Source organism: Photorhabdus laumondii subsp. laumondii, assembly GCF_003343245.1.
GTDB lineage: Bacteria > Pseudomonadota > Gammaproteobacteria > Enterobacterales > Enterobacteriaceae > Photorhabdus > Photorhabdus laumondii.
In genome coordinates, this window is the sequence record NZ_CP024901.1 from 2,332,898 (window position 1) to 2,358,947 (window position 26,050).

General features: G+C 39.8%; 23 protein-coding genes, 1 tRNA gene and 2 pseudogenes. 12 read left to right on the top strand and 14 right to left on the bottom strand.

Annotated features, from left to right (window positions below; translation table 11 throughout):
* Nucleotides 1–27 precede the first annotated feature (27 nt).
* Nucleotides 28–1,254 (bottom strand): alpha-xenorhabdolysin family binary toxin subunit A, encoded by a 1,227-nt coding sequence (locus PluTT01m_RS10135; protein WP_109791498.1) that lies wholly within the window; start codon nt 1,252–1,254, stop codon nt 28–30.
* 267 nt (nt 1,255–1,521) lie between these two features.
* Nucleotides 1,522–1,619, bottom strand: a pseudogene (locus PluTT01m_RS28240) (IS1 family transposase); the annotation flags it as partial.
* Between PluTT01m_RS28240 and PluTT01m_RS10140 the strand changes: the two are divergent.
* A pseudogene (locus PluTT01m_RS10140) lies at nt 1,607–1,717 on the top strand (Tn3 family transposase); the annotation flags it as partial. The pseudogenes PluTT01m_RS28240 and PluTT01m_RS10140 overlap by 13 nt on opposite strands.
* A 177-nt stretch (nt 1,718–1,894) precedes the next feature.
* Here PluTT01m_RS10140 and wrbA read toward each other — a convergent pair.
* Together wrbA and cycA are read right to left on the bottom strand one after the other, a co-directional pair.
* Nucleotides 1,895–2,494, bottom strand: a complete 600-nt coding sequence (gene wrbA / locus PluTT01m_RS10145) for an NAD(P)H:quinone oxidoreductase (RefSeq protein ID WP_011146225.1) — start codon at nt 2,492–2,494, stop codon at nt 1,895–1,897.
* Between the two features lie 379 nt (nt 2,495–2,873).
* The gene (gene cycA / locus PluTT01m_RS10155; protein WP_011146226.1) at nt 2,874–4,280 is read right to left on the bottom strand and encodes a D-serine/D-alanine/glycine transporter; all 1,407 of its coding nucleotides are present in this window, start codon (nt 4,278–4,280) and stop codon (nt 2,874–2,876) included.
* A gap of 251 nt (nt 4,281–4,531) precedes the next feature.
* Here cycA and PluTT01m_RS10160 point away from each other — a divergent pair.
* Nucleotides 4,532–4,607: transfer RNA gene (locus tag PluTT01m_RS10160), tRNA-Lys, on the top strand.
* 385 nt (nt 4,608–4,992) lie between these two features.
* Here the strand turns inward: PluTT01m_RS10160 and PluTT01m_RS10165 are convergent.
* The 3 genes from PluTT01m_RS10165 to dsdC all read right to left on the bottom strand — a co-directional run bounded on the left by PluTT01m_RS10165 (nt 4,993) and on the right by dsdC (nt 8,259).
* On the bottom strand, nt 4,993–5,838 hold the full coding sequence (locus PluTT01m_RS10165) for a gp53-like domain-containing protein (protein ID WP_011146227.1): 846 nt from the start codon (nt 5,836–5,838) through the stop codon (nt 4,993–4,995).
* Nucleotides 5,839–6,462: 624 nt separating this feature from the next.
* The gene (locus tag PluTT01m_RS10170) at nt 6,463–7,011 is read right to left on the bottom strand and encodes an Ail/Lom family outer membrane beta-barrel protein (RefSeq protein ID WP_011146228.1); all 549 of its coding nucleotides are present in this window, start codon (nt 7,009–7,011) and stop codon (nt 6,463–6,465) included.
* Between the two features lie 309 nt (nt 7,012–7,320).
* A complete protein-coding gene (gene dsdC, locus PluTT01m_RS10175; protein WP_011146229.1) occupies nt 7,321–8,259 on the bottom strand; it encodes a DNA-binding transcriptional regulator DsdC in 939 nt (312 codons plus the stop codon).
* 241 nt (nt 8,260–8,500) lie between these two features.
* Between dsdC and dsdX the strand changes: the two genes are divergently transcribed.
* Together dsdX and PluTT01m_RS10190 are read left to right on the top strand one after the other, a co-directional pair.
* A complete protein-coding gene (gene dsdX, locus PluTT01m_RS10180) occupies nt 8,501–9,838 on the top strand; it encodes a D-serine transporter DsdX (protein WP_011146230.1) in 1,338 nt (445 codons plus the stop codon).
* Nucleotides 9,839–10,522: 684 nt separating this feature from the next.
* Complete coding sequence (locus PluTT01m_RS10190; protein ID WP_011146231.1) at nt 10,523–11,854, top strand: D-serine ammonia-lyase; 1,332 nt, start codon at nt 10,523–10,525, stop codon at nt 11,852–11,854.
* A gap of 217 nt (nt 11,855–12,071) precedes the next feature.
* Here PluTT01m_RS10190 and PluTT01m_RS10195 read toward each other — a convergent pair whose 3' ends face one another.
* Complete coding sequence (locus PluTT01m_RS10195; RefSeq protein ID WP_011146232.1) at nt 12,072–13,793, bottom strand: phospholipase D-like domain-containing protein; 1,722 nt, start codon at nt 13,791–13,793, stop codon at nt 12,072–12,074.
* Between the two features lie 515 nt (nt 13,794–14,308).
* On the opposite strand from PluTT01m_RS10195, the gene PluTT01m_RS10200 reads away from it, so the two are divergent.
* The 5 genes from PluTT01m_RS10200 to PluTT01m_RS10220 all read left to right on the top strand — a co-directional run bounded on the left by PluTT01m_RS10200 (nt 14,309) and on the right by PluTT01m_RS10220 (nt 17,536).
* A complete protein-coding gene (locus tag PluTT01m_RS10200; RefSeq protein WP_011146234.1) occupies nt 14,309–14,545 on the top strand; it encodes a TA system antitoxin ParD family protein in 237 nt (78 codons plus the stop codon).
* Nucleotides 14,514–14,843, top strand: coding sequence for a type II toxin-antitoxin system RelE/ParE family toxin (locus PluTT01m_RS10205; RefSeq protein WP_011146235.1), 330 nt, complete (start codon nt 14,514–14,516; stop codon nt 14,841–14,843). The genes PluTT01m_RS10200 and PluTT01m_RS10205 overlap by 32 nt, the downstream gene beginning before the upstream one ends.
* Before the next feature lie 383 nt (nt 14,844–15,226).
* Nucleotides 15,227–16,282 carry an alkene reductase gene (locus tag PluTT01m_RS10210; RefSeq protein WP_011146236.1) on the top strand — a complete coding sequence of 352 codons (1,056 nt, stop codon included), beginning with the start codon at nt 15,227–15,229 and terminating at the stop codon, nt 16,280–16,282.
* Between the two features lie 181 nt (nt 16,283–16,463).
* Complete coding sequence (locus tag PluTT01m_RS10215; protein ID WP_011146237.1) at nt 16,464–16,865, top strand: nuclear transport factor 2 family protein; 402 nt, start codon at nt 16,464–16,466, stop codon at nt 16,863–16,865.
* Nucleotides 16,866–17,071: 206 nt separating this feature from the next.
* Complete coding sequence (locus PluTT01m_RS10220) at nt 17,072–17,536, top strand: Rrf2 family transcriptional regulator (protein WP_011146238.1); 465 nt, start codon at nt 17,072–17,074, stop codon at nt 17,534–17,536.
* A 58-nt stretch (nt 17,537–17,594) separates the two neighbouring features.
* On the opposite strand, the gene PluTT01m_RS10225 is transcribed toward PluTT01m_RS10220, so the two are convergent.
* Nucleotides 17,595–18,635 (bottom strand): LacI family DNA-binding transcriptional regulator, encoded by a 1,041-nt coding sequence (locus tag PluTT01m_RS10225; protein ID WP_041380049.1) that lies wholly within the window; start codon nt 18,633–18,635, stop codon nt 17,595–17,597.
* Between the two features lie 241 nt (nt 18,636–18,876).
* Between PluTT01m_RS10225 and PluTT01m_RS10230 the strand changes: the two genes are divergently transcribed.
* The 3 genes from PluTT01m_RS10230 to PluTT01m_RS10240 are packed head-to-tail and all read left to right on the top strand — an operon-like array spanning nt 18,877 to nt 20,907.
* Nucleotides 18,877–19,320, top strand: a complete 444-nt coding sequence (locus PluTT01m_RS10230; RefSeq protein ID WP_011146240.1) for a PTS sugar transporter subunit IIA — start codon at nt 18,877–18,879, stop codon at nt 19,318–19,320.
* A 29-nt stretch (nt 19,321–19,349) separates the two neighbouring features.
* Entirely contained in the window at nt 19,350–19,637 is a 288-nt protein-coding gene (locus PluTT01m_RS10235; RefSeq protein WP_041380050.1) for a PTS sugar transporter subunit IIB, read from the top strand.
* Between the two features lie 13 nt (nt 19,638–19,650).
* Nucleotides 19,651–20,907: a PTS ascorbate transporter subunit IIC gene (locus PluTT01m_RS10240; RefSeq protein WP_011146242.1), complete on the top strand. Its 1,257-nt coding sequence runs from the start codon at nt 19,651–19,653 to the stop codon at nt 20,905–20,907.
* Between the two features lie 319 nt (nt 20,908–21,226).
* Here PluTT01m_RS10240 and PluTT01m_RS10245 read toward each other — a convergent pair whose 3' ends face one another.
* From PluTT01m_RS10245 to PluTT01m_RS10265, 5 genes are all read right to left on the bottom strand, one after another.
* The gene (locus tag PluTT01m_RS10245) at nt 21,227–21,922 is read right to left on the bottom strand and encodes a helix-turn-helix transcriptional regulator (RefSeq protein WP_011146244.1); all 696 of its coding nucleotides are present in this window, start codon (nt 21,920–21,922) and stop codon (nt 21,227–21,229) included.
* 180 nt (nt 21,923–22,102) lie between these two features.
* Nucleotides 22,103–22,348, bottom strand: a complete 246-nt coding sequence (locus tag PluTT01m_RS28055; protein WP_324251498.1) for a helix-turn-helix transcriptional regulator — start codon at nt 22,346–22,348, stop codon at nt 22,103–22,105.
* Nucleotides 22,349–22,878: 530 nt separating this feature from the next.
* Nucleotides 22,879–23,313: a hypothetical protein gene (locus PluTT01m_RS26635; RefSeq protein ID WP_011146245.1), complete on the bottom strand. Its 435-nt coding sequence runs from the start codon at nt 23,311–23,313 to the stop codon at nt 22,879–22,881.
* A gap of 334 nt (nt 23,314–23,647) precedes the next feature.
* A complete protein-coding gene (locus PluTT01m_RS10260; RefSeq protein WP_011146246.1) occupies nt 23,648–24,427 on the bottom strand; it encodes a MurR/RpiR family transcriptional regulator in 780 nt (259 codons plus the stop codon).
* 256 nt (nt 24,428–24,683) lie between these two features.
* Nucleotides 24,684–26,042, bottom strand: coding sequence for a 6-phospho-alpha-glucosidase (locus tag PluTT01m_RS10265; protein ID WP_011146247.1), 1,359 nt, complete (start codon nt 26,040–26,042; stop codon nt 24,684–24,686).
* Nucleotides 26,043–26,050: the final 8 nt, after the last annotated feature.

Here is a 26,050-nt window from a genome sequence, read left to right on the forward strand (position 1 = left end):
TTTTACTTTATAAATTAATTTAAGAAATTATTTAGAACGTTTTTTATATTCCGCCAATGCTTCATCAAAAATTTTAACCAATTTTTCAGCAGAACCTTGAACTTCTTTCCAGGGGCTAATAGCTTGTTTAAATGTTTCCTCAAACATTAAAAGCATCGATGCATTATCAATTTCAGCAAACGACTTTTTGGAGAGATTAATTTGCTCTAGCATTGTACTCCACATGACATCCAAGTGTTTTAGGGCAACTTCTGCATCTTGCATACAGGAACGAATATTAAGGAAGTGTAAGGATAAATTTTGGAGTGCCGTTTGTAATGCGCTTGCACCTTTAATTTGCTCTTGTAACTCTTTGACTTTCTCAATCAATTCATTTTTCTGTTTACGCGCATTTTCTGCTTTAGGACCAAAAATACTACCGGTAATCACCACGCCAATAACACTAATCGCGCCAGACAATGACAATTTAACATATTGATCATAGTCTTTTTGGAGTTGCTCAATATCTCTTTTTTTCTCATTGATCTCATCTTGCAGCTCTTTGACAGTTGTAGAAAGATTATTATCATCCATCAGTTTTTTCTTGGTATCAACCTGTGGCAGTAATCCATCAGCTGTTTTGCCATCTGATAAAGTTCCACCAAACAGTGTGATTTTAAAGTCGGTTATTGCATCTTTAACTTGCTGGCTATTCTCCCTATATCCTTTTACATCTTTCTCCATGCTTTCTAGGATACTTTTCAATCCGACTGCTACTTTTTTATCAACATCGGTATAAGTTATTTTGAATAATTGCTCATTGGTTGGTTTGCGATTATTGTATGTGTTTTTTAATGTTTCTATACTGTCTGTAATCGGCATTTTTTCAATGATTTTGATTATTGACTCTCCCTTTTGGGTAATTTGTTTTCCTGCATTTTCCAGATCGATACTCTGCTGTTGGACTTTATCTTCTACCTTACTCCAGCTAAGCGCATGGTTATGAATTTCTTCAAATAAAGTCTTAATATTTTCAGGTTTCAAACCCTCAATATTAGTATCATTGTAATGAATATATTCCTTTACCGTCGGCAAAGTAAAAGGAAGTTCCAAGCCATTTTTAACATATAATTTGATATTAATGAGGTCTTCTTTAGTAAAGATTCCCGCTGAACGGGCTGCTCCTTGCACTTGGCCGGTTAATATATTTAAAGTGGCAGCGGGAACTTCTGAGTTAGGTAATTTATTTTCTTCTAAAGATTGATTTAATAACATATTGTTATCCATTAGTTATGGTGATTTATTAAATTAAATTTAACTATATATTTAATGTTATGAAAACCTTTTTATTTAATTACAATTAAAATATGTTTGCTTACATGGACTTTAATGACAAAAGTAAATATTTTAATCTAAAAATTTAGTTTAGTTTATTATTTTATTTATTTAAAGAAAATACTTATGAACTGAAATTTGACTTTAATAAAATTAAAATAAAAAAGTTTAATAATATGGTTATGTATTTAAAAGTTAGATTGCCTATCAAATGTAATATTCGTGTTCAATAAAAGTCCCTATGACCTTATCGTGCATTTGGAATGGCTCATCATTTTTCGGTTCAGCCTTTTTACGTGAACACGGTCAGGCTATTGATGTCGAACTGTTACAATGCCTGTCCCCGCTGGGATGGGAGCACATCAATCTGACTGGTGATGACCTCTGGCGCAGTAGCGCCAAAAATGTTTTTGTTATTCATGGTGTTGATAAGAATAGTGCACCAGATTTCTTTAAAGGGATGGAAGAAAAAGACGAAGGTGAGCACAACCGATCCGGAAAGTGGGTTTATGCATCGCATTAGTAAAACTTATCTCCAGCGTCTGGCGCGTTAGCTCAGTCTCTTCGCCTTGGTATCATGTTAATCTTTCAGTTTTTTAGCGATCTTTGCTACATGCTCACCTTGATAACGGGCGATCTTCAATTCATTTTCGTTGGGGATGCGTGAACCATCACCGTCAGCAATAGTACTGGCGCCGTAGGGGGTTCCTCCCTGCATCTGAGAAATATCGCCAATTTCAGGAATACCGTAACCAATTGGTACAATAATAAAGCCGTGGTGAGCGAGCGTTGTCCAGGTTGAAGTAATCGTCATCTCCTGACCACCACCAACGCCTGTGGAAGTGAAGACGCTAGCGACTTTGCCGTACAGTTTACCTTCGGCCCACAGGCCACCGGTCTGATCTAGAAAGTTTCTCATTTGGCCGGCCATATTACCAAAGCGGGTTGGGGTGCCGATAATTATGGCATCATAATCAACCAGCTCTTGTACGGATGCAACCGGAGCAGATTGATCTACTTTACCACCTGCTTTGGTAAATGCTTCTGGTGGAATGGTTTCTGGTACGCGTTTAATCGTGACTTCTACGTCAGCGACTTTTTTAGCGCCTTCTGCCACTGCGGATGCCAGCGCTTCAATATGACCGTACATGGAATAATAAAGCACAAGAATTTTTGTCATATTACTTTCTCCTACAAGGTTAAAAAGTGGCTGCGAAGTTTACAATAATAGCAGCCTGTTATTTAAATTCATCAATACCCTTCATCTTTCAAGTTGCTTCTTTGTTGGCTGCACTCACTCACCCCGGTCACATCGTTATCTATGCTCCCGGGGATTCGCTCCCTTGCCGTCGCGATCCATCTTGAAATCCATTGGGTAAATATTATTGATGGAATGAGGTGAAATGCTCACGTTATGAAAATTGCCTAATGCTTTTGTAAGGAAGATTTTCTTAACCGATGGAGTTAAGTGTAGTGGTAATTTTTCAGCTTGCAGCAATAAAAAAGACCTGTGGAGTATTATTCCAACAGGTCATATAGATATTAAAGATTTGAATAAGTTAGCTGTACAAACGTGTTCTACGTTTTTTTACAATTTGAAAACCGATAATTAAGATCAGAAACCAAACAGGCGTGATGATTAATGCCTGGCGGGTATCATCCCGTAAAGTGAGTAAGATCAGAACAAATGCAAAAAATGTCAGACAGACCCATGACATGATAATACCCAATGGCATTTTATAGGTTGAAGCCTTATGTAATGCCGGGCGACGTTTTCGGTAAACCAAATATGAGCATAGGATCATGCTCCAAATAAACATAAACAGAATGGCTGAAACGGTAGTTACTAGGGTAAATACATGCATAACATCAGGAATTAAATAAATCAGCACCACACCACAGGATAAACATAAACAGGTGAAGATTAACCCCGATGCAGGTACAGAACGGCGTGAAAGGCGGCTGAATTGCTGTGGTGCATCACCTTCTTTTGCTAACCCAAATAGCATGCGGCTGGTGGAGAAAACTCCGCTGTTGGCTGAAGAGGCGGCAGAGGTTAATACCACAAAGTTCACGATACTGGCGGCGGCGGGTAAACCGATTAGAACAAACAGCTCAACAAAAGGGCTTTTGTCTGCAATGATTGAACGCCACGGTGTGACTGACATAATAATTATCAGCGCCAGCACGTAGAAGGTGATAATACGAATCGGGATGGCATTAATAGCTCTGGGAAGCGATTTCATTGGATCTTTAGTTTCTGCGGCTGCCGTGCCGACTAATTCAATGCCCACAAAGGCAAATATAGCTATCTGAAATCCGGCAAAAAATCCGCTTAACCCTTTGGGAAAGAATCCACCATCATTCCATATATTTGCCAGTGAAGCGGTATGACCGGCTGGAGATTGAAAATGCATGCCAATTAGAACAGCACCTGTTGCGATTAAAGCGATAATGGCAACGATCTTTATCATGGCGAACCAGAATTCCATTTCCCCGAATAATTTCACTGTAGCCAAATTAAGGGAGAGCAGTAGTGAAACACAGAGTAGGGAAGTAATCCATTGTGGAAAGTCTGGTTGCCAATAGCTGATATAGGAAGTGATTGCGACTACATCGGCGATACCGGTAATGACCCAACAGAACCAGTAAGTCCAGCCGACGAAAAAACCTGCCCAAGGACCGAGCAAATCGGCGGAGAAATCACTGAATGATTTATAATTCAGGTTCGAAAGCAGTAGTTCTCCCATTGCGCGCATCACGAAGAACAGCATGAAACCGATAATCATATAAACGAATATGATCGATGGTCCGGCGAGAGAGATTGTTTTCCCTGATCCCATAAACAGACCCGTGCCAATGGCACCGCCAATAGCAATAAGTTGTATATGCCGGTTGCTTAGATTGCGTTGCAACTGCGTTTCCCCGGTTTTAGTGGAAAGCGAAGTGTGTATATTTTCTGCCATAGTAATAGTGTCCAATATTTTCTTAGGTAAATTGTTACGGCTCTTTAAGTGGCCTTATATATGATGATGTTTGCAAAAAATATTGTGACACAGATTACTATAGTAATAACAGCCTGATCTCACTTTAAAAACAAATTGGTTACAATTTAACTTGTTAATGCTGTTGGAATTGGGTATGAATTCTCCGCCGAGAAAAAAATAGCCATAATATATTGACGACAGCTTTGTATCGGGGAATAATTGTCCATATTGGGTTGTTAGCTCAGTCGGCAGAGCAGTTGACTCTTAATCAATTGGCCCGGGGTTCGAGCCCCCGACAACCCACCAATTAAATGAATGAGTTGTAAATATTTCACTGACAACTTATTTTTCTATGTAACTTATTCATGTCATAATCTCTGATTTAATATTCTTTGCATGCTCTTAAGATGATTTGGTGATAAATACACATATCTTCTGAATTTCTCTTACAGTGGTTGTTTCTTGTCATATCATACAGGTAATAGCTCTTGCATTTGAAGTCTGTATATACCTGTTATCTTTCAAGTTGCCTCTTTGTTGGCTGCATTCGCTCACCCCGGTCACATCGTTATCTATGCTCCCGGGGGTTCACTTCCTTGCCGTCACGATGCATCTTGAAATCTTTAGGGTATAAATCATCGGTAACTTTCAATTTTGTAATTCAGTCTTGAGCTAGTACACATCTATTTCCTTACCATCCAATAGCAAACCAAAAAACTTTAGCTGATTGATCATTTGAAGCTTGATCAAGAGTTAATTTAAATCTCGCATTATCCATAATTTTAAAATATGCGGAAATGACACCAGCTTCTATCTTATGATGATCGGGTGTTGCTACTCCGATAGCACAAGTAGAGGGAAATACAATAGGGAAATAATAAATATTAGATGTTTCATCAATTTCCTCAGGAGATTGTCCCCATTGATAAATTAGCCCAGTATCACCACACCGCCACCAACCATTTGTAGTTCTTAAAGAAGCCGTGTTTCTACTACCATAATTACCACGTGGTTGGTATTTCTCGTCTGATTCTGATTTATCGTAACTTCCTACATCCCCGGCAGTTAGGTTAATATCGCTGGATAACACCTTCCCATTGACTTTACGAGTATTGGGTACTTTACCATTAATATTTTCATTCAATGAATTTATGATATTCTGAGCAAATTTTTGCGTAACAGCTAATGTATCATCATTACCCACAACATTTGTAAGCTGGACAACGCCTTTTTGGGTTAATGAGGCATTTGGTATTGCTGTTGTGACTTTTTGTTCTAATGCTTTATGTAATTGTGTAGTAAGTTTAGTTATATTTCCATCATCCAGAATATCATTGTTAGATTGTGTTGCGATAAAATTAGCTACCACAGATGATATCGTCGAAGACTGGCGTAATACTTTATTTAACAAGTGAGTGGGAACATTATCTGGTTGAAATCCGGTATTCAAATTCAGACTTTCTTCATATCTTTCTTGGCTCACTACATTAGCATTGTTATCAATAGAAAACGCCTTAAAATCATTTTTCTGGCTCATATATATTCCTTAAATAATGTTGATTTATAATATACTCGTTATCTTTCAAGTTGCCTCTTTGTTGGCTGCACTCGTTCACCCCGGTCACATCGTTATCTATGCTCCCGGGGGTTCACTTCCTTGCCGTCGCGATGCATCTTGAAATCTTTAGGGTATAAATATATTAAATTGTTGTATAAATGATTTCTTGTCATTTGTATCAACCATAGTCTAGTTCAGATAAAGAATAATGATATGTTTTTATTAGATCAGAAGATTAACTGTTTTTATATTGTTGATGGAAATAAAAAATCAAAAGTATTGTAAATAAAAATATATTTGAATAATATATATTCAACGTTTGGAAATTATTTTTCTTTCATCTATTCAATTTTTTATGATAATATTCAATGGATTTATTATAAATAGTTATGGCGATTTAATATTTAGACAAATCACCAAGGTTGTCAATCGAATAAAATATTCAACCTTGGTGATGATACATTGCTCATTGATTATATCCGTTATCTTTCAAGTTGCCTCCTTTGTTGGCTGCACTCGCTCACCCCGGTCACATCGTTATCTATGCTCCCGGGGATTCACTCCCTTGCCGTCGCGATCCATCTTGAAATCCATTGGGTAAAGTTAGAAACGATAGCCGACAGTTATATTAAAACCGTTAGTAGATAAATGATCTTTCTCGTTTCCGTCTTTAATACTAAAACGGCTACCTTCATAACCGGCAGTAATTGAGGTATTGGTTGTTGGGTTGATAATAAAGCCCGCTCCCCAACCTAAAGTGTTTTTGCTTGTTGATTCCTTCTCGATATATCCACCACTATAGTGGGCAGTAGATTTATCATTTATTCTGGATAGCCCGAGTTGCCCATATAAACTAATGTAGTCATTAATTCTATAGGTTGGGCCAATCATTACAGAATAGTACTTCAAGTCCTCCCCTGTGTAATATTTTGTCTCTTTTTCATCTCCTTTAGCAAAGGTAAATGATGATAATAGCCCCCATTGATCATCAAGTTCATATCGATAACTCAATGTTGCACCATTTAGTGCACTTACATCTTGTGGTTTCACGTAGGCGTATCCGATTGAAGCTGTATGTTGTTCTGCTTGAGCAGGTAAAGTTATCGCAGATACAGAAAAGATAACTCCACAGCTTAATAACAATTTTTGCATTTCATTACACTCTATATACTTCTAAAATAAACGACTTTATAACGCATTTAAACGATTTGCTTACTAGCAGTTGTGATGAATATCATAACTTACACCATGAGTATATATTTTTTGATTAAATTTAGATGTTATTTTCAAATAATTACATTATTACTGATTTTTTAAGGACAGAAATAGTGATAAAGATAACGGGTATAAATAATAGGATTGAAAGTACGGTAGAATCCGTTGCTAAATTCTGTGGCGACTAACATGTCGCCACTTAAAATAGAGCAGGTTTGTTATATCCGTTAATGGTTGGCTATATTTTTATTCGTCTATAGTTGATTTTAGCCATTGGATAAAGGCATTGACTTTCTCATTCTGTTGTTGAGGCAGGGTACAGGTATAGTAATATTGTTTACATAATACTTCAGTGTTGGGAAAGGGGGCGACTAATTCATTGTTTTCAATTTTTTCCCAAATCATATTTTTTCTTCCCATTGCAACACCTGCATGGTGTATTGCAGCAACGGCAGCTAAATCGGAACGATCGAAGACAATACACTTTTGTGATGGCTCCAGTGTAATGTCAAAGTGTTCTGCCCAAGTATTCCACTCTTTGGTATCAGAGTCGTAACTCCATGCTTGTTTATCATGCAATAGTGTGCAGTATCGTAGATTGTCAATATTTCCCATTAGATCATGTTTTTCAGCATACTGCGGGCTACAGACCGGGGTAATATACTCACTCATCAGATATTGATGTGATAATTCATTGGATATAATATCATCAAAATAGATCGCAAGATCGATACCATAACCGCGGAAATTCACATTTTCATTACCGACTAAGATGTTCAGGTTAATGGATGGGTATAGCTGATTAAAATCAGCTAATTTAGGCACTAACCAGCATTGGGTAAAGGTCGGGCGGGAGTAAATAGTCAGGTTACCCGATAACTCCTGATTTTTTATTTCCAGAATTTCCTGATTTAGGTGTTCCAGCGTTGATTTAATTGTCCAAAATAAACGCTTTCCTTCACAAGTTAATTCAATTTTTCTGTGAAAACGCTGGAAAAGTTTGAATCCTAACTCTTGTTCCAGAGAACTGATTCGATGGCTGACCGCACTGGCAGTGATAGCTAATTCGTCAGCAGCCAGAACAAAAGAGCAGTGGCGAGCGGCTATCTCAAATGTATGCAGCTTTGATAACTGGCTTCCATTGAGTAACTTATTTACAACCATGAAATTATCATCTGTGTACATATTTATCGTGTTTCTAGTTCATCGACGACGGATAATATAACCGTATCATTAAGGCGGTATGTTTCAGATAGTTTTAGTGATTTAAATCGCAAATAAAGTGAAAATTTTGATCGGTATCACTGAATTGGCTCAATCTGATTCATGCATGGCTATGTATTAATCATTTGTCAAAAATTGAATATTCATATTCAATAATGAAAATTCGCGTGACGAACAAAGGTTAACTGTGGGGAATGATTAAGTGGATTCACAACCTTGGGTGATTGGTACGTTACTCACAAGTATTGCGTTAATTGTATTTACGATAATTAAATTAAAAATTCACCCTTTTCTTGCTCTATTGTTAGCCAGTTTTTATGTCGGTGCCTTAATGGGAATGAACCCTGTTGAAATGGTGAACGCCATTCAAGGGGGAATCGGAGATACGCTAGGTTTTTTAGCCGTAGTGATTGGTCTGGGGACCATTCTTGGTAAGATGATGGAGATATCCGGCGCGGCAGAGCGGATTGGTATCACATTGCAAAAATGCCGATGGCTATCACCTGATATCATTATGGTACTGATTGGTTTGGTTTGTGGTATTACGCTGTTTGTTGAAGTCGGGGTGGTATTGTTAATTCCATTGGCATTTTCTATTGCCAGGAAAACCAATACATCATTGCTGAAATTAGCGATCCCATTATGTACAGCGTTGATGGCGGTTCACTGTATTATTCCTCCGCACCCGGCTGCATTATTTGTGACGAATAAACTGGGTGCGGATATTGGCTCGGTGATTGTTTATGGGTTGATAGTTGGCCTGTTTGCCGCTTTGGTGGGGGGGCCATTATTTCTGAAATTTCTCGGTAGCCGTCTGCCTTTTAAATCGGTTCCGGCTGAATTTTCTGAAATTGCAGTTCGTCAAGAAGAGGATTTACCCTCTTTAGGCATGACATTGTTTACTGTGTTATTGCCAATTGGGTTAATGTTGACTAAAACGGCTGCTGAATTAAATATGGAAAAAGGTACCACGTTTTATACGGTGCTGGAATTTATTGGTAATCCTATTACAGCCATGTTCATTGCCGCGTTTGTTGCCTATTACACCTTGGGCATTAAGCAAAATATGGGAATGAGTACACTGTTGACGAAGACGGAAGATTGTTTCTCTTCTATCGCCAATATTTTATTAATTATCGGCGCGGGCGGGGCATTTAATAGTATTTTAAAAGTCAGTGGCCTTAGTGATACGTTGGCCGTTATTTTGTCGAGTCTGGATATGCACCCAATTCTTTTGTCTTGGTTGGTTGCCATTATTTTGCATGCGGCGGTTGGTTCAGCAACGGTCGCAATGATGGGGGCAACAGCGATTGTTTCGCCTATGTTGCCGTTATATCCAGATATTAGCCCTGAAATCATTACATTGGCGATTGGTTCTGGTGCTATCGGCTGTACTATTGTGACGGATTCACTGTTTTGGTTGGTTAAGCAATATTGCGGAACAACGCTCAGTGAAACTTTTAAGTATTATACAACCGCAACATTTATTGCCTCTGTGGTTGCGTTGGTTGGGACGTTTCTTCTTTCTACCATCGTGTAGTGGCTACCATTATGTAATGGAAAGAAGTCATCGCTCAGCTTGAAAAATAAGAATAAGAAGTGCGAAGTGTCAATACCAGGGAAGCCTATAAAATAGGCAGATTTACATCTAAAATAATAAATAAGATATACCCTACGGATTTCAAGCTGCATCGCGACGGCAAGGGAGTGAATCCCCGGGAGCATAGCAAACTATGTGACCGGGGTGAGCGAGTGCAGCCAACAAAGAGGCAGCTTGAAAGATAACGGGTATAAACATTAACGTAGTAATCAAAATAAGGGGAAGATAAAAAATAAATAAATACCCAATGGATTTCAAGATGGATCGCGACGGCAAGGGAGCGAATCCCCGGGAGCATAGATAACGATGTGACCGGGGTGAGTGAGTGCAGCCAACAAAGAGGCAACTTGAAAGATAACGGGTAAAGTATGATGTGCTGATATATTGTAGGAAGTTGTAGTAAACATAACATATTGAATATAATAAAAAATTCTAATAATCAAGCAAGTAAGAGTTATTTTATATATCCTATAGATTTCAAGATGGATCGCGACGGCAAGGGAGTGAATCCTTGGGAGCATAGATAACGATGTGACCGGGGTGAGCGAGTGCGGCCAACAAAGAGGCAACTTGAAAGATAATGGGTATATACCAGGGAAACACTTATCTTGGGTTAATACATATATGAAACGTACTGAAATTCAACAATTACTAAATGAATATCCGTTAGTAAAAAATTTGATGGAATTAGAGGAAATCTTCTGGTTTAACCCTTGTAATACCACCTTGAAAGAGGGATTGCCTTTTGTCGGTTTGGGCGCTGATGATGTTGAGGATGCTGAAGCACGCTTGGATCGTTTTGCGTCTTATTTATGTAAAGCTTTTCCAGAAACAGCCGTCACACATGGCATTATTGAATCAGAAATAGTGGCTATACCTACGATGCAAAAAACACTGGAGCAACATTATGGTGTGGGTATCACAGGGAGAATTTTGCTTAAAAAAGATAGCCATTTGCCCATTTCCGGTTCGATTAAAGCCCGTGGTGGAATTTATGAAGTGTTAACTCACGCGGAAAAACTGGCATTACAAGCGGGGTTGCTTGCTGAAAACGATGATTACAGCAAACTGTTTTCAGAAGAGCTTAGACGGTTCTTTAATCAATACAGCATTGCTGTAGGTTCTACCGGCAATTTGGGGCTTTCCATAGGTATTGCCAGTGCAAAATTAGGCTTTAATGTCAGCGTGCATATGTCCGCCGATGCTCGTGAATGGAAGAAGCAAAAGCTACGTTCACATGGGGTCAATGTCGTGGAGCATGAGCTAGATTATGGGGTAGCCGTGGCCCGAGGGCGTAAAGAAGCCGAATCTGCTCCTAACTGTTTCTTTATTGACGATGAAAACTCCCAAACGTTGTTTCTGGGATACTCTGTCGCAGGTGGACGGGTAAAGGCGCAGTTTGAGCAGATGAATATTGTGGTTGATGAAGATCACCCACTCTTCGTTTATTTGCCGTGTGGCGTCGGTGGCGGTCCGGGGGGGGTTGCATTTGGATTGAAACTGGCTTTTGGTGATCATGTGCACTGCATTTTTGCTGAACCGACCCATTCTCCCAGTATGTTGTTGGGGGTATATACTGGTTTGCATGACAATATTTGCGTGCAGGATATCGGGATCGACAATATCACTGCTGCTGATGGTCTTGCGGTAGGCAGGGCTTCCGGCTTTGTTGGGCGTGCGATGGAACGTTTGCTGGATGGATTTTATACTGTTCAAGATCAGGAAATGTATAACCTGTTGGGCTTACTGGATCGTGATGAAGGTATCCGGTTAGAGCCTTCGGCGCTAGTTGGGATGGCGGGCCCTGCTCGTGTGAGTGGAAACCTTGATTACCTGAACAATAAGAACCTTTCAGCAGAAAAGATGAAACAGGCTACGCATTTGGTCTGGGCAACCGGTGGTGGTATGGTACCCGATGATGAAATGACAAAATATTTGGCGACAGCCAAGATCTAATTGGTCTCCTGAAAAGTCATTTCTTTAATGTTTTTCAAGTTATATTCCCGCTAGCAGTTGGCGGGAATATATCCGTTATCTTTCAAGTTGCCTCTTTGTTGGCTGCACTCACTCACCCCGGTCACATCGTTATCTCTGCTCCCGGGGATTCGCTCCCTTGCCGTCGCGATGCATCTTGAAATCCATAGGGTATATATCAGAACACTTGTTATTTACATCAAGTATTTTTGTAATTAAATGAATGTGTTCCTGAATATTTCCACAACGGTTCCCAGTAGGATTCTATAAAAGCTTTCACCGCGTCTTCTCCCTCAATAAGATAATTGAACTCCGAAAGATACCCCGGATAGAGATTATCAGAACCAACCACGTAGAGTTCATCATCAATTATTGTTACTTTTGCATGATTCCCAGGAGCAGGGGGAACTTTGGGATATACCGGACCACTTGCTTTAATTAAGGATCGGAATGGGCGTCCTATAGCACCTATCTGTGGAGGTCTTTCAGAAAGAGACGGTTCTTTTAGCGTAGCAGTATAAGAATTTTCATCCGGGGTTGGCCATCTGTATGTCGTCCCTTCAATCAAAAGATCTTCAGGTACTTTGTCTGTAAAGAAAAAAGGGGCAACCTCTATTCTTTTCAGTGCGGCTTGCCTGATTCCATCCGGATCTTCCAGCTTCTTATCGGTATGCTCATCATGTGTCAAATAGTATTTAAATATTTCAAACGTTCTTTTGGCTCCAGAACCAAAAGAATATTGATCACCAGCAGCACCGGCTGCTGCATCAAGTGGCGATACAACAATTTGAACTTCCAGTTCGGGGTTGGCAAGTAATGCTTCGATCAACCATCGGCACACATGATGATCTCGCCATTGTTTTTTCCATGCACTGACAAGATCCTGTTGGGACATGCGGATTTTTTTCTTTGCATTCTTTATTATAAACTCTTTCATTATTTCAGAGCCTTTTTTATAATCCGTTCGCATATCAGGTCCAGACCAATATTTACCTACGGATAATATCCTGCTTGTTTTCTTATATTCTGGGTCTTTAGGTGGATTTTTTAGGCTCTCTTCTTTTTTTCTATCGATATATTCAGTAACGTACTCTTTTTTTAATGGATCTTCCGGCTTTCCCACAATACCATTTGCATTAACCCATCTATTTTTATCTATATCAAAGAATTCTTTTGTTAAGAGGTCTGTATCAGCCACCCACATGTTATTTAAAAATAATTGTGAGCTTAATGATGCCGTTCCTATAACTTTAACAGAGACATCATGAACTGGAGGGTAATTTTTAAACAGATCCATATTTAAATTATGGCCGCCGACAAATGACTCAATTCCATCAACTGCGATAATTTTTGTATGATTCCATGTCATTCTGGTATCATCTTCTGGAAACATTTCCTCTGGCAGTACTTTCTTCTCTAATGATACTTTAAGTCCGTCTACTATCCGGTAAAACCGACCAATCCATATTTCAGGTACACACTCCCAATGATCTCTCCTTTCTTGAATTAATTTAATAATATCCTCCTTCAATGCCAGATATTCAGGGGTACCTTCAAAGTATGAATTTACACCGTTTAACAAAGATGTCGGTGTTTGAGCGAATAAGAACCTTATCTGAGTTCTCTCCTTCCTGTTTATTTTTTTGGTAAATGCGCTATCAATAGCTGATAGGATAACTTTTCTCCACTCTGCATCCGGGGCATTTAAAGAGGAAATATCACAGCGATAACGCATGTTTTCCAGAATGCTTACAATAGCATCTTCAAATTCCGCTGCTCTTTTAACCGCCTGTGGCATTATCTCTTTTCCAAAAGGAAGCCCCCATATTTGGGGAGTATCAAATATTTTTACATAGTTGATTTCACTTGTTTTATTAAAGTAACCGTCCAGTTTTTTTTGTAAACCATCCAATAAATTCATATATGCATCCTCCGGGCAACAATTTTTTACATATCAACTAACAGTCTGCCAGCATCAGGCAACCCATTTATAATCATAATCAATTTTTGATAGGAGGAGGCTAAAAAAGATAAAACTGGGATCACGTATTTTCAAACTTAATTTATTGCATCTATTCATTAAAGAATATTTCAAGGCTGCGCATTGCTTGGCTTTTTTGTCCCTTAATCGGGCTGGAATTCAGACATTTAATCCTCAAAAAGGGGGAATAAGTCGATTTTTCTGAATCATATGTCCGAAATTCAGGCGATATTGACAATTCAATGAGACCAGTTTTATTGAGGATGAGAATAAAATTGGTCTTGCTGTGCCTTATTACGTTGAGCAGGGGATTTTGAGGGGGTCCCTTTTGTATCACGGGAATAGACATGTTGAAATCGTAATCAATGATTGCATAATGCGATAAAATGTTGCATTTTATACAGATGCGTTTTATATCGCATGGAGTACAAAATCCCAGAGGGGTAAACTAAATTATGGCTATCAGTATACGTTTGGATGATGATTTCGTGAATGATGTAAAAATTCATGCAGAAGCTTCAAGCAGAAGTGTACCTAAGCAAATCGAGCATTGGGCTAAGATTGGCCGCATTGCGGAGGATAACCCTGATTTGCCGTACTCTTTTATCCTTGATTCTTTACTGGCAAAAAGCGAAGTCAATAGCGGTAAGGTGTCGCGTTATGTCAGAAGGACAAAAAGATCCAAAGATTGATGTTTATGAAACAAGACGTTTTTCTAAGGCATTATCCAGGTTATCTGAGGATCTTCTTAGGATAGTAGAAGATGAGATTGATAGAATAATTGATAACCCTGAAATTGGTGAGCAGAAGAAAGGTGATTTAAGTTTCCTTCGAGTTCATAACTTTCAGTTAAATAACCAGTTAACATTGCTTGGTTATTGTTGGGTTGAAGGGAAAATAGAGTTATACCTGCTGAACTTTGGCTCTCATGAAAATTTTTATCAGGAACAAAAGCGACACAGAAAAGCGGATTTAAAACTCATTGGATAGGGGTTCTATTCATTAAAGAATGTTTCAAGGCTGCGTATTGCGTAGCCTTTTTTATACCACTCATTCAACGAATTTCTATTCACTTAAATCAAAGGCGACAAATGGCCTATGTCATTCTTAAGCAAAGTCATTGTTGTGTCATAACATTATTATCTTGCAGATATTCTGGCATCTGACATTTTTATCCTGTTGCAATATGTAACTGTGTAAGTTACATTGATTCATGCCAGAGAAGCCGCCTGCTACTAAAGACTCGGGAACAGAATCAAGAGAAAGAGTTCACACTTCCTAATTAACACTGTTTGTTTCTGGTATGACCTGGCTATGCAGTTATTGATGATTTGCAACGAAGTGCATTTATTAATCTATATGAGAGAAAAAATATGCCTACACTTTTTGATCCAATTCGCATTGGTGATCTCGACTTGCCAAATCGCATCATTATGGCTCCTCTGACACGTAACCGTGCAGAAGGAGAAGGGCGTGTCCCTAATGCGCTGATGGCGGAATATTATGCTCAGCGCGCTTCTGCTGGTTTGATTATCAGCGAAGCGACTTCAGTCACTCCGCAGGGAGTTGGCTACGAGAATACGCCGGGTATTTGGTCAGATGAGCAAGTTGCTGGTTGGCGGTTGGTCACGGATGCTGTGCATGCTGCTGGTGGGCGTATTTTCATACAGCTTTGGCATGTGGGGCGGATATCGGACCCTGTTTTCCTTAATGGAGAACGGCCGGTGGCACCAAGTGCAATTGCGGCTGATGGTCATGTTAGCTTATTACGCCCAAAACGTCCTTTCGTGGTTCCGCAGGCGCTTGAGTCTGAGGAGATTCCCGGCATTGTCGAAGCATTCAGACGCGGAGCGGAAAATGCGAAAACGGCAGGATTTGATGGAGTAGAAATACATGGTGCCAATGGATATTTGCTCGATCAATTCTTGCAAGATAATGCTAATCTGCGGACAGATCAGTACGGAGGTTCAGTCGAAAATCGGGCCCGGTTGCTACTGGAAGTGACAGACGCTTGTATTTCAGTTTGGGGATCATCACGTGTTGGTATGCATTTGGCACCACGTGGTGGCCATTACTCTATGGCGGATTCCAATCCTGTGGCGACATTCGGATATGTCGCACGTGAACTCGGTAAACGTGGTATTGCTTTTATCTTTTCACGTGATGCTGTCGTTGATGGTGACTTAAGTAAGGTGATAAAAGAGGCTTTTGGGTCAACCTATATTGCTAACGAGGAACTGACTAAAGAAAGTGCCGAGCAAGTTCTTGCTGACGGTCGGGCTGATGCAGTGGCTTTTGGTCAATTATTCATCTCTAATCCAGACTTACCTCACCGGTTTTTAGTTAAAGCGCCATTTAATGAACAACAACCGGAAACTTTTATGGTTCCTGGTGCTATAGGCTATACTGATTATCCAGCGCTTACCTAAGTAAGGGGATATCTTACCCGCAATGGATAGCCTAACATGAAAGATGTTCGAATTGTTTTCCGGGGATGTTAATTTAAAGCTTTAATGGCGCTTTTTGGTTGAACGTCCCAAGATATCCGGCCGGCTCATTTTATAAGAGCCGGCCATATTTCATTGCAGGATAATTTGAAGGAGAATGATAATGTCAGATTCATTAAATGTATCTATTGTTCGTCGCTTTTATGACTCTACGGGTGATATTGATGTTCTTCGCCAGATTATGGCGAGTGATGTTATTTGGGATGTTACTGAAGGATCTCGGTATGGTGGGGTTTATGAAGGAATTGAAGATATATTGAATAATTTCTTTGTGCCACTTCTTAATGATGTTGATGAATTCGTTGTAGATGGTTCTGAATATTTTGAGTCAAATGATCATGTCATTGTTCTGGGTAATTATTTGGGACGGGTGAAGCGTGGCAAACGATTCATTGCTCGTTTCGTTCATATATGGACAGTGCGGGATGGGCAGCTAGTTAAATTACAACAAACTGCCGATACGCTTCAAATTGAGCGTGCTCATACCGATTATTCCATTCGGTAATATGGGCTATCATGTTTGTAACATTAACTGAGCCAAACAATAGCATACGGCGGCAAAACGGGAGGAGTAGGAATGTTAATCAGACAAATTAACATTCTGAATTTTACTTCTTGTTATGTGACGAAATTAGTGACATGCTACGCGGTCTTTTTATTCACGCTCTGCTATTCTTCCATAACATCCTTTAAGGTATACAGGATCCTCCAGTGCCAACATCTACCCGTTTTGCTGTTGCTATCCATATTCTCACCGATATTGCGCTTCACCACGGACAAGCCGTGCGTTCTGAAGATATCGCAAAAAGCGTGAATACTAATCCGACGGTTGTTCGCCGGCTCTTAGGTGCCCTTGCGGAGGCTGGTCTGACTTATTCACAAATGGGGCAAGGAGGCGGAGCGTTACTCGCCCGGCCGTCGAATCAAATCTCATTATTAGATATTTATCGCGCAGTTGAAGATCCTCTGTACTTTACGTTGCACCGTTCTAAACCTAATCCCAAGTGTTATATTGGGCACAATATCACCCCAGTATTAGAAGATGAATTCTCGCGTGTTACTTGTGTGCTAGAAACCGCTTTAGCTGAAACGACGGTGGCTGACATAGTCAATAGGGTTGAGGATTGCGCGGGCTTTCCTTTCGCGCCACATGATCTCAGTCAGCAGATAAAATAGTTACCACAGTTAGCGGCTTTAATGGCAATTGATGTCTCATCATGGCGTTATCATTTTGCTAAGCACTTTGTCTAGGCTCGAACTTATATGAAAATAGGTGATATCGGTTGTTTTGATGTTTTGTTTCATCTTCACCTTGTTGAGTGAGCAGTTTTATCAGTAATTTTCCGGTGTCCCTGCCTATTTGGGGATAATTAATGCGAATTGATGTCAGTGTTGGCTGTGTGTGGTCACAGTTATCTGAACCATCCAGACAAGCAACAGCCAAATCAGCGGGTATTTTAAGTAGACGCCGCTGGCATTCAAACATGACACCTAGGGCAATCACTTCATGACTGCAAATCACACCTTCCAGTTCAGGTTGACGTAATAACATTTCAGTAATTGCCTGGCGACCAAATTGCATGCTAGCAGTATCCGAGGTAGTGATATTTTGGTCAGCATTCTGATAGTGATGAAGCATGGCTTTATGCCAGCCATTAATCTGCTGATTGCGTAAACGGCTATCCATTTGGGCACCAATATAACCGATATGCTTGCGGCCATTATTCAACATATGCTCAGTCAACATATAGGCAGCCGCGGAAAAATCAGTTTCTATATTAATTGCCGTCTGCTGTTGATGAGAGCCAGCAACATTAATAATGGGAATATTGATATGAGAAATATTGCTGTAGGTTTTATCTGCCAGTTGTGAACTGAAAATCACCAGTGCTGCGGCATTGCTTTGCAGTAATGTCATGATAATTTCAGCTTCTTTATTATGGTCATATTCATGACATCCAAGCAAAACTTGAAAGGCATGTTTATTCAGCACTTGTTGCAGTGATTGTATAAACGTAGCACTAGCTTTATCTGTCAGTGAGGGCACAAGTACCGCGATAATATTACTTTGGCCCGAAGCAAGTACGCCAGCAGCGCCATTTGGGATATATCCCAATTCTTGTATAGCCTGCTCAATTTTTTCTCGTAATTTATCCGATACCATTTCTGGTGTTCTCAATGCGCGTGAAACTGTCATTGAACCGACACCGGCATACTTAGCAACATCTTGTAATGTTACTCGCCCTGTATTACGGCGTTTTCGTGTCTTTTTCATCAAAATATTTTTCTATTTTTTTAATTAACGGCTATGAATTTGACGATGGGATTCTACCTGATCTCAGGCAAGTCGTGGGAAAAAACCATGATGTACTTGCGCTTGCTGGTGAATTAATCAAATAACAAATGATAGCGCTATCACAATTATGAGCTACGATCATAGATAGCGCTATCATTTGTGACTAATATCACTAGCAGAAGACAGGTAGAGCGGAGTGAGATTTTAATTAGGGGGATCGATGCTAAAGACGTTACTCACCCAAGATGTGATCCAAGTGATACCGGATGTTAAAAATTGGCGCGAAGCGATCGCGATTGCTTGTCAGCCTTTGGTGGAAAATGGTGCTATTTCTGCTTGTTATATTGATGCTATTTATCATTCGCATGAGGTAATTGGTCCCTATTATGTTGTTGGGCCGGGAATGGCTATGCCACATGCCAGACCGGAACAAGGGGTCAATAAATTAGCTTTAGCATTAACTGTGATTAGCAAAGGAGTGGAGTTTGGTTCTGAGGAAAATGATCCGATCAAATTGTTGATTGTTTTAGCAGCAACTGACAGCAATAGTCATATTGAAGTGATCGCTCAGCTCGCTGAGTTGTTTGATAATCAACAGGATGTCGCATTGCTGATGAGTGCCAAAAGTAAAGAAGAGATTCTTGCCGTGATTAGCCAGTATTAAGTCGCTATTTTTTGCTATGGGGAAACAGTATGAAAATTACCGTCGTTTGCGGACATGGGTTAGGTACCAGTTTGATGATGGAAATGAGCATCAAAAATATTCTGAAAGAGATGGGAGTAGAGGCCAGTGTTGATCACATCGATTTGGGATCAGCAAAAGCAACTCAAAGCGATATTTTTGTCGGTACTAAAGATATTGCAGAACAACTGGTTATTCAGGCAGTCGATGGCAAAATTGTTGCGCTGGACAATATGGTGGATAAATCGGCAATGAAAGTACGTCTGTCCGTGGCATTAGTTGAACTTGGTGCACTGTAACCGGGAGGTTGTCATGGAATTTTTTCATTTTCTGATGAGTGATGTCCTGTCAGAACCTGCGATTTTGGTGGGGTTTATCGCGCTTGTTGGTTTGATCGTGCAAAGGAAACCGGTGACTGAATGTATCAAAGGTACCATAAAAACCATTATGGGGTTTTTGATCTTGGGGGCGGGGGCTGGGTTAGTCGTCTCGTCACTGGGGGGTTTTGCTGAAATTTTCCAACACGCTTTTGGTATTCAGGGAGTCGTACCAAACAACGAAGCAATTGTTTCTATTGCGCAAAAGAGTTTTGGTAAAGAAATGGCAATGATCATGTTCTTTGCTATGGTGATTAATATCCTGATTGCACGTTTTACCCCGTGGAAATTTATCTTTCTGACCGGGCACCACACATTATTTATGTCCATGATGGTCGCGGTGATTCTGGCAACCGCCGGGATCAAGGGTTCGATGCTAGTGGCTATTGGTTCTGTGGTTGTTGGCGTTGCGATGGTTTTTTTCCCGGCGATTGCCCATCCATATATGAAGAAAGTGACAGGTTCTGACGACGTTGCGATTGGGCATTTTTCCTCGCTTTCCTATGTGCTCTCTGGCTTTATTGGCAGCAAACTAGGCAATAAGGCTCACTCAACTGAAGAGATGAATGTTCCGAAAAGTTTGCTGTTTCTGCGTGATACACCGGTTGCTATCTCTTTTACGATGGCGATTATTTTCATGATCAGTTGCTTATTCGCTGGCGGTGATTTTGTGAGAGAAGTCAGTGGTGGGAAAAATGGATTTATGTTCTCGCTAATGCAATCTATTACCTTTGCCGCAGGTGTATACATTATTCTGCAAGGTGTGAGAATGGTCATTGCAGAAATCGTTCCCGCGTTTAAAGGAATTTCTGACAAACTGGTCCCAAATGCTAAACCTGCATTAGATTGCCCGGTTGTCTTTCCTTACGCACCTAATGCAGTATTGGTAGGATTCTTGAGCAGTTTTGTGGCGGGCGTTATCGGTATGTTTGTACTGTATGCACTCGGTATGACGGTCATTATTCCCGGCGTTGTGCCGCACTTTTTTGTTGGTGCGGCGGCCGGGGTTTTTGGTAATGCGACAGGGGGGCGTAGAGGCGCTATTCTCGGGGCTTTTGCTCAGGGCTTTCTGATCACCTTCTTACCCGTATTTCTGTTACCCGTTTTGGGGGATATCGGGATTGCTAACACGACATTCAGTGATGCTGACTTTGGCGCATTGGGAATTCTGTTAGGTATTATTGTTCGTTGATTGTGGCGTATCTGGATCTTGGAATGGAAACAGGGTTATAAGCCCCCTGTTTCTTGGCAAGATGTTGATGTAAACCATTCGACCATGATAAAGCACCTGTCAGTGCTCATGGGAATCTCTTGGTTTCATCGTTTTTTATATAAAGTCTTCAACAGAAATAGAAAAGTAAATTTTCAAAAAAATGATTATTTAGTCACGTTTTTAGCCCTTTATTTTGATTTATCAAATTGTTATCCGTATATCAGTTAGGGGGAATTTAAGTAAAATTCAGGTTAATTAAACAGGTCAGAGAGAAATATGTAATAATGAAATCGATTATTTATAGCAAAATATGGCCTATAGATTGAAGGTATTGGGGGGGAATATAAAGATCATAACTATTCTCTTTGCAAAGTGTTCTTAACTCAATTGCTGAGCTAACTGATAGTTTCTCATAGATACTTTCGAAATACTTTTCCACAGTACGATATGAAATTTTCATTTCGTCAGCGATATATCTATTACTAACGCCACGGCAGAATAAAAAAATGATTATCCATTCCTTCTCTTTTAATATATTGTTAGGTTTTTGAAATCGAATTGATATAGGGATATTGTTCTCCATATAATGAGATACAGTAAAGTTATGTATTTCTCTTGCGTGAGCAATTATGCCAATACACTGTTTATTTTCATCCATTAACGGATATTTATCACAGAAATAGGATGTGGCTTGTTCATTTTTTGCTTGAGGGTAAGTGCTAAGAGATGATATTCGTTGCATACCCTGTAACACCTTATGATCATGCTCCTCAAAAAGATGAGAGAATTGACTAACTGGCGAAGGTAATTCTTTATCGGTATACCCAATAATATCAATATTTTCAGGTAGCTTATTAGCTTTAATAAACATTTTATTCGCATAAATAAAGCGGAACTCCTTATCTTTTACAAACCATGGTTCTGAGCTTTTATCCCACATATTAGTTAATTGAGGAGTAATAAAAGGGGCTTTTTTACATCCTGATTGACTCATATTTGACCTTTATAACATTATTACCTTATATACCCGTTATCTTTCAAGTTGCCTCTTTGTTGGCTGTATTCTCTCACCCCGGTCACATAGTTATCTATGCTCCCGGGGATTCGTTCCCTTGCCGTCGCGATGCATCTCGAAATCCATAGGGTATAAAAAATTTGAATAAATAGACGATATTTATAAGTAAGACAATAAGAACCTTTTTGGCGCATAGAGATCAAAACTATTTAGTCGGCAATATTCCTCCAGTTGTGAGTCTGAGTTAACTTTCAATTTATTATAAATCTTTCTTATATATTCCTCTATGGTTTTATCTGAAATTTTGAGTAATTGACAGATTTGTGTCCTATTGTATTTTTGTAGAAAAAGAAAGACAACTTCCCATTCCTGTTCAGTCAAGAGATGAGTCGGCGATTGAAACATAATAGAAGGAGGTAGTTTACTGTGAAATAGCCGAGTCAGTGAATTATCCTGAACTTTCCAGGCATGGAAAAGAATACCGATGCATTCACCTTTATCATCATCGAGTGGAAATTTTTCTTGGAAATAAGATGATAAAACTTTATCTTGTCCAAATACATGTGTCTCTAATGATAAAATACTTTCTCTATTTTTTATTACCTGCAAATCATGTGTAATAAAATCTTTGGCAAATTCATTGCCCCTCTAGGGAATATCACTATCATATTTACCTTCATAATCATAGTTGGCATTTATATTTTGGAGTTTAATTAATGCATCATTACCATAGAGGAAACAGGAAGATTTATCTTTTACTCCCCACGGTTCATTGCTTGCTGCCAATGTGTTGATTATTTGTAACGAGGTAGTTGAGTTTTTTCTAGTCATATTTGTGTAATATTTTGATTTAGGAAAATATAATACTTTCTTGTGGCAAAAATTTTTCTGGTGTGTCGCGCGCGATCAACATCGTTAAGGCAACAATATACCCGTCATCTTTCAAGTTGCCTCTTTGTTGGCTGCACTCGTTCACCCCGGTCACATAGTTTGCTATGCTCCCGGGGATTCACTCCTTTGCCGCCGTGATGCATCTTGAAATCAATAGGGTATATTCTTTTTGTTTTTGGCCGATGTATTTTTGTAAAACACAGACAGGTTAGAGAAAAATCTTTTGCTTTATTGGTATCAAAGAGAGTATTAATACAACTTCCTGAATCTTCATATTTTGCAATAGGCAAGGGTAACTCACTTGCTGAAAATTCGATAATATCAGAATTTTCAGATAAGTTGAGTCGTTGGCAAAAAAACGGATTTGCATAGATAAATGTTGACCGGCAATGTTTAGTTTCCCAAAGATCATGACTATTTTCCCACATGTAAACTAATTGCGGAGTGATATTATTTTGTTTGTTTTTTATATTTAACATGGCAACTCCTTAATGAGTCTTTAAATCATTATCTGAAACGTTTTTTTAATGATTACACTTAAAATAACCTGATTATATAAGAGATTGCAATAATTAATTCGTAGAGAAATAAAATTTATCGATTTTTACACATATCTGTTAATTAAATGGCTTATTATTCTATGTAAAAAAATACCTCTATGTAAAAAAACATAAGCATTAATATTGTTTAGTTCTGAAATTATTTAAATCGTCTTTATACAGGTTTGATTTAATCCTTAACATCTCTTTTTCTGTTTTTATTTTCCTTTTCTTTGTCTGTCGAGATCATGTTGTATGGCTTGTACTCAATGAATTAAGACGTTGCTTGTAATAATAGTAAATCAATGAGCATGATCAGATTAGACTCGAATGAAGTTATTTCGTTGATTTCTGCATCGAAATAAATTGCCTCGTCATACAGTGCAAAGTGCACATCAGCCAGTGAAGCTAATGGATTAGCAGATGAGCGGGTAAATGCAATGACTGTCATACCAACATTATGAGCAATGCGTACTTTATCCAATACTTGTTCTGTCTGGCCGCTGCGAGAGATAGCAATAAAAACTTCATATTTCACCGCATTACTTAGGAAAATCTTACGGCTATCTCCTGGGCCGGATTTAAAAGCAGTTTTCCCTAATATTTGCAATTTTTGCGTCAAGTAATCGGCAAATAGTCTGGAGAAACCGGCACTATAGAGAAAAAAATTCTCTTTCTCACGTAGCAGAGTGCTAAAGCGTGACATTTTTTCTGGTGTAATTAAAGAGAAAGTTTTACGGTAATTAGTCACGAAGTGTTCAAATGCATCAGGAATTATCTCAGTATGATGGGGCTGAATATTCCCGGAAATAGACGTTCCACTGGACAGTAATTGTTTACAGTACCAAATAAATTCACTATAGCCACTGAACCCCAGTTTCTGACATAAACGCATAATAGTGGCGGGAGAAATGAACGTAGCTTTTGCCAGCTCACGTACTGTAATTTGCCCAATTAACAATGGATGCGCGGTTAAATAGGATAATACGCGGTATTCCGCGCGAGTTATTCTTTCGCTGTGCTGTAATAAGGGTGCTAATCGATTATCCGTCATCTTTCAAGTTGCCTCTTTGTTGGCTGCACTCGCTCACCCCAGTCACATCGTTATCTATGCTCCCGCTCCCGGGGATTCACTCCCTTGCCGCCGCGATGCATCTTGAAACCCATAGGGTATATGTTCGGCTGTTCGGTAATTGAATTGTGGTGAATTTTCTTAATCTCCTCAAGATAGTGATTGTCGGATAGTGAGCCGGCTCGCATAAAAATCTGCTTTACTATGTAAGAAAGGCAGATTATAGGTTAAATATGGGTTAAATCGCTTCACCTTGGTGCCAGGCTGGATTTAGCGTAGGCCAATAACCCAGGTTGGCTTCGATCATTTCATCCAGAATCGCTTTGGCTTGTTGCATGGTAGGGACGGTACGATTCAGTGTGAATGCTTGCAGCACTTTCTCATAGCTACCTTCTAATGCCGCTTCCACTAACAACTGTTCTGAAGCCAGTTGTTGCGCTAGCAGCGCTTGATGGAACAGTGGTACGTTCCCTATACATACCGGTTCAGGGCCTTGAGCGGTAATGTAAGCAGGTACTTCCACCATTGCATCATAAGGTAAGTTAGCGATAGCGCCTCTGTTTTCGGTAATGACCAAATGGCGTTGGCGCAAATCAAAAGCCAGTGAACATGCTACATCAACAATAAAAGCGCCATGTACCCCTACATGGAAAGCGTCGGGTAAAATCCCTGTATGTTTAAACTCAGCCGCTGCTTTAAACAACTTCTTTTCGCGCCCGTCCATCACTTCATTGGCACGGGTATAGTCAGGATTTTGGTGCTCAACAATATGGTTTGGCATCAGATAGTATTGCAAATAGGGGTTAGGCACATAATCAGGAAAATGGTCCATGAGCGGCTTGATATTACGCCAGGTTTTAACCCATGACGGATCGGCATGTTGCGGATCTGTCTGTGCGGCATTAGCAGTCAGTAAACCATGCTGAGCGATATGGCGACGCAATTCAGGCAAATGATCTTTTCCGTTCACCCATACCTTGGTAAACCAGCCGAAATGGTTCAGACCAAAGTAATCGACAGTCATATCGTGGCGATCTACGTCTAAAATTGCTGCCATGTTGCGCATAGCGGCCACTGGCATATCACAGATATTGAGTACGCTAGCGTGTGGACGTAGACGGCGTATTCCTTCAGCAACGATAGAGGCAGGGTTGGAGTAATTTACGATCCAAGCGTTGTCTGCGTAGCGCTCCACTAAATCGATCAGTTTCACCATTGGCATAATAGTACGTAGACCATAAGCCAATCCGCCAAGGCCACAGGTTTCCTGACCAATTACGCCGTGGTGTAAGGGGATCTTTTCGTCCTGTTCTCGCATTTTATACTGACCGACGCGTATCTGAGCAAAGACAAAATGGGTACCACTAAAGGCGGTTTTTGCCTCGCTTGTCACGACAAAGCGAATCGTCTGGCTATGTTCGCGTATCACCTTTTCTACTACCGGCGCGATAGTGTTTTGTCGGTGAGTATCGATGTCATACAAACGAATTTCCGCTAGTGGGAAGTCGTTTAGCCGTACCATCAGGCTTTTTACGATACCTGGCGTATAGGTACTCCCGCCGCCAGCGATAGTTAAAATGAAAGGGGCGTTAGCCATGTTTATGC